Raw genomic sequence first — 758 nt, 5'->3', positions numbered from 1 at the left:
CAATCTCCACCTTGGGCCATTTTCACCCTGCTGCGGTTGCGGCGCAAACGCCGTGAAGTGCATTTTTGCTGGTTATTCCTGCTGATTCAAATGGTTATTTTTTTGAGGTGGTATCTGGCCTCACTGTATGGCGAATTCCCAGCACCCATTATTCACGATCCGCACAAAGCCATGTTAATTCTGTTGGGTTTTATGGGCTTTATGGTTATTTACAGTCTCTATATTTACCGGCGCACTGCGGATGAGAAAGCCGCATTGGAGGGGCTGCAGAATAAGTATTTAAATTCATTGTAATAAAAGTTTAAACACGGAGACTGTTAATTAATGTAGTTTTGTTTCAAAAAGGTGCAGTCGAATATGTTTACGGATCTCGATCAATTGATCGCAAATATGCTGGAAGTTTTTAGTGGAATCAGCCTGGTGAAGGGGATTATATTTATTATTTTTTTCTCCTGGTGTGGTTTCTGACAAGTGTCGTTGTGTTTTTTTAACCGCAGAAATTTTGGTAAGATTTGCCTGGCCAATATTCCCGCGCTGCTTTCCTGGGTGGCCTGGTGTGCGCTCCTGGCCTGGGCTGCAAGTGGCAAAGTTGGGAAAAATCCGGGTCCCGATTTAACAGGTGCACACAGCGGGACTGCCGACGAACTTCCAGTGGAAAAAACAGGTTAGTGCGCCTGGTTTGTCAGTACCCTTTGTGTGATTGTCGCCGAAAAGCGCCGGCATAAACTTTGTCGCAGAAGCGCTTGCCGAGCGTGCGA

General features: G+C 45.9%; 1 protein-coding gene. It reads left to right on the top strand.

Annotation, left to right across the window (positions count from 1 at the left end; all coding sequences use genetic code 11):
• Window positions 1-294: hypothetical protein (locus Q5Y71_RS17050; RefSeq protein WP_306043268.1), on the top strand; the 294-nt coding region annotated here is incomplete at its 5' end.
• Window positions 295-758: the final 464 nt, after the last annotated feature.

Origin of the sequence: Microbulbifer sp. 2205BS26-8 (assembly GCF_030731025.1) — a bacterium.
GTDB classification, from domain to species: domain Bacteria; phylum Pseudomonadota; class Gammaproteobacteria; order Pseudomonadales; family Cellvibrionaceae; genus Microbulbifer; species Microbulbifer spongiae.
Note: the sequence above shows the minus strand (reverse complement) of the source record. Positions and strands in the feature narration are given on the sequence as shown.